This is a genomic window from Bradyrhizobium sp. (assembly GCF_016462955.1).
GTDB lineage: Bacteria > Pseudomonadota > Alphaproteobacteria > Rhizobiales > Xanthobacteraceae > Bradyrhizobium.
Map to the genome: position 1 here is coordinate 1 of NZ_JAEMSD010000630.1, position 3,396 is coordinate 3,396.

3 protein-coding genes are annotated in these 3,396 nt (G+C 62.2%); 1 reads left to right on the plus strand and 2 read right to left on the minus strand.

Annotated features, from left to right (window positions below; all coding sequences use genetic code 11):
• A partial coding sequence (locus JHD07_RS35805; protein ID WP_291630777.1) for an NAD(P)/FAD-dependent oxidoreductase occupies positions 1-1,051 on the plus strand: 1,051 nt, incomplete at its 5' end.
• Here JHD07_RS35805 and JHD07_RS35810 read toward each other — a convergent pair.
• A complete protein-coding gene (locus JHD07_RS35810) occupies positions 1,038-2,045 on the minus strand; it encodes a beta-ketoacyl synthase N-terminal-like domain-containing protein (RefSeq protein ID WP_291630778.1) in 1,008 nt (335 codons plus the stop codon). The genes JHD07_RS35805 and JHD07_RS35810 overlap by 14 nt on opposite strands.
• On the minus strand, positions 2,042-3,259 hold the full coding sequence (locus tag JHD07_RS35815; RefSeq protein WP_291630779.1) for a beta-ketoacyl-[acyl-carrier-protein] synthase family protein: 1,218 nt from the start codon (positions 3,257-3,259) through the stop codon (positions 2,042-2,044). The genes JHD07_RS35810 and JHD07_RS35815 overlap by 4 nt, the downstream gene beginning before the upstream one ends.
• Positions 3,260-3,396 lie beyond the last annotated feature (137 nt).

Sequence of the window (3,396 nt, forward strand, 5' to 3'; positions counted from 1 at the left end):
ATGCCTTCTGTCCCGCTCCAACGGCTGGTGGCGCAGACACGAGGAGCATCCCACGCTCTCCGCTTGGTCGCGTTGGCGCGGCGTGCGCGATTGGGATAGCGAAAAGTTGAACGCGCTGCATCCGGGCCTCGGCGAGGGATATGTCGGCATCCGTGGCACGGCGACGAATCATCTTGTCGGCGATGGATGGTGGGCATGGTGGATACAATTGAAGGGCGGCGATACCAGCATCGGTGTGGTGGTCGATCCGCGTTGCGCCAACTGGCCGGATGACGATGCCACGGTCGGGGAGAAACTGCGCAGCCTGCTCGCGGGTCACGCGGCGGGAAAAGAAATGCTGCGCGGCGCGGAATTCATCGCCGGCGACGTCCATTTCCGGCGCAATCTTCCTTACCACTCGGAGGTTTATGCCGGGGACGGATTTGTCCTGGTCGGCGACGCCGCCGCGTTTCTCGATCCTTTCTACAGTCCGGGGATGGATTGGATTTCCTTTACCGCTTCGGCGGCGGTGCGCACGATCATGAAATGGCGCGAAGGCGCCGACCTTGCTCCGGTGCTGGAAGCGCACAACCGGGACTTCGCGAAAAGTTTCCGCCGCATGTATGAAGCACTCTACGAAAACAAATACGATTACATGGGCGACTACGAGTTGATGAGAGTCGCGTTCCGCCTCGATATCGCGCTGTATTACCTTTTTGTTGTGCGACCAATTTTTTTTCAGGGCCCTGAACTTCTCGAGCTTCCGCCTTACTCCGTCAGGGAAGCGGGGCCCATCTTCGCGTTCATGCGTCTTTACAACCGTCGCTTTGCTGCGATGGGCCGCCTCAGGCGCAAAGAAAGCCGCTTCGGACGCCGCAATGCCGCGCACCGCGATCTTTTTCCGGGATTCAACTTCAACGTGTTCCATCTACTCAAGATCATCGCCTCGGGGGCTGGGATGTGGGCTTGGCTCGAACTGACCGAAGGTTGGAGATCATGGGGTCGCGCTCGCGCGCACGCGCCGGTGCGCGAAAACTCGGAGGAAATCCCGGCTGTTTCTACGGCTGCTTGACCGCTCCAAGCGCGGCGCAGATAGCCAGCCCACACTGTTGCGAAAGGCCCCAGAACGGAACGGCAATTTCCCGTTCGCTGCCGCCGGAAATCGTCTCGGCGGCGAGGATCGTATTCCACGCGCCGGACGCGGTCGCCGCTTCGGGAATCTTTCCCGCAGAGTGGGAAAGATTGCGCCGGTCTGCTGAGGCGCGTTCGGCAATCGGCGCCATCCCACCCGATGCCGTTTCCATAACCGGGCAATTCGGCGAGACGCATTCCAGGCATTGACGGGCGGCCTCGGCGGCTTGCGCCGAGTTGCCGTAGGAGAATCCGTCGTGCACTTCGCGTATGCCCGCGATTGCTGCGGTGTCATCGCGGCCGAGAAGCACGGCGCCTGCACCATCAGCGACATTGAGTGGCTGACGGAACAAACCACCCGCCCGGAAGGCGTCGAGTTGGTGGCTTTCGAATTCTTCGGCCCCGATGACCAGAACATGGTCGGCCGTCCCGCGCGCGAGCCATGTCTGCGCGGTGCGGAGTGCACTCGACCAACACGAAGTGTCGCCGACCTGCGAATAGACAGGTCCGCCCAAACCGAGGACTGAGACAAGGTGGCTCAGCGGACTGTTGAAGACCGTCTCGGGAAAAATCACCGGGCTCGCCGACCTGCGTCCCTCCGACGTGATCTGCCGGTAAAAGCGGACCGTGTAGACCAGACAACCGAGGAAGAATGCGCCAACAACACCGACGCGTCCGCGATCGATATGGGGCGCCTGCTCGAGCGCCTGACTCGCGGCCTCGACAAGGTAGTAGGAAATCGGACTGGCCCGTCGCAAGCGCGGCTCTCTTTCCCACCGACGCAGTTCCGGGGCATCGCGGTCAACTTGCAGCACGTCATAGTCGCATGATTTTGACGCGTCGGACACGCGCGTGGTCCTCCATCGTTCGCGCAATGCACCGCTGCCGAAGCCGCCCGGGCAGACAACGCCGCTGGAAATGATCGGAAGTGTCACAGTTGCGCAAAGACAAGCGCGGCCGTTGAGCCGCCGAATCCAAGATTGATACTCATGGCAGTTTTCATTTCCGCGTGTTCGCCGGTCCGGGCGAGCGCGTCTGCCACCAGCGGTTCGGGATCTTGCAAATTGATCTGCGGGGGGATTTGGCCGCTGCGCAACGCGAGCAAACACAGCACTGCCTCGATTGCTCCTGCCGCCCCGAGCGTGTGACCGATCGCGGCTTTGGTCGAACTGAGGCGCGCTCCGGTGTCGTCGAAAATCCGGGCGAAAGCCAAGGCTTCGGCACGATCGTTCAAGGGCGTGCCCGTCCCGTGGGCATTGACATAACCGATCTCGCCTGCGGCTGTCTGCGCATCCTGCAGCGCCATTCGCATGGCCGCCTCCAGCGGTGCGCCGTCTTGCGAAGGTTGGGTGAGATGTCCCTTGTCGGTGCCGTGTCCGTATCCGGTGACAAGACCGAGGATCTCCGCCCCGCGACGTCGTGCGCTCTCCTCGCTTTCAAGAACCAAGAATGCTGCGCCCTCGCCGAGCATGAGGCCGTTGCGTCCTTTGTCGAAAGGACGGCATTGTTCGGGCGCCAAGGATTGCAGGCAATCAAAGCCCGCAAAGACGAGCTCGCAGAGTGCTTCGTATCCTCCCGCCAGGACAACGTCCGCAAGTCCCGAGCGTATGAGATCGGCCGCATGCCCGATCGCGTTTCCTCCTCCCGCGCAGGCATTGGCCACGATCATGGAGGGCCCGGCGAAACTGAAGAACTGTTGCATCTCTCGGATCTGCTGCTGCGCTTGGTAATGTCTGACCCGCGCAGCTTGTCCTCCGGTGCGTCCCGTCCAGATGCCACGCAGGAATTCTTCGCCCTTTTCCATGCCGCATGCGGTGGTGCTGGCGCAAATGTCGAGCCGCAGAAGTTTCGAACGTCCGTGCTCATCCAGCAACCCAGCTTGATGCAATGCATCCCGCGCCGCCGGCAGTGCAAGGCGCGATGCGCGGCTCAATCGCGACAATGTCCTCGCGTTCAGTCCCTCCAGTTCGGGAAGTTCCGCCTGCGCGCCTTCCCGCACGCGGCACCCTTCCGTCTCGATCACGGTGAGAGGTGCGCGTGCCGAGTGCCCGAGGCAGATGTTGGACCACGTATCGGCCGGTGTTTTTCCCAAAGCCGTCACGCAACCGAGACCAGTGACCGCCGCTCTTGCCTCCGGTGCCCCCCTCATGGCGCGGCTGGATCCGGCGCGTTCACGCGGTCCGCTTTATCGCTGCGGTCGCCCGCGGGATGGTTGTCCATGCTGAGCACGAGATGCCCCGCCGCGACTTCCTCATCACCGACAAAGCAATGCACTTCGAATTGCGC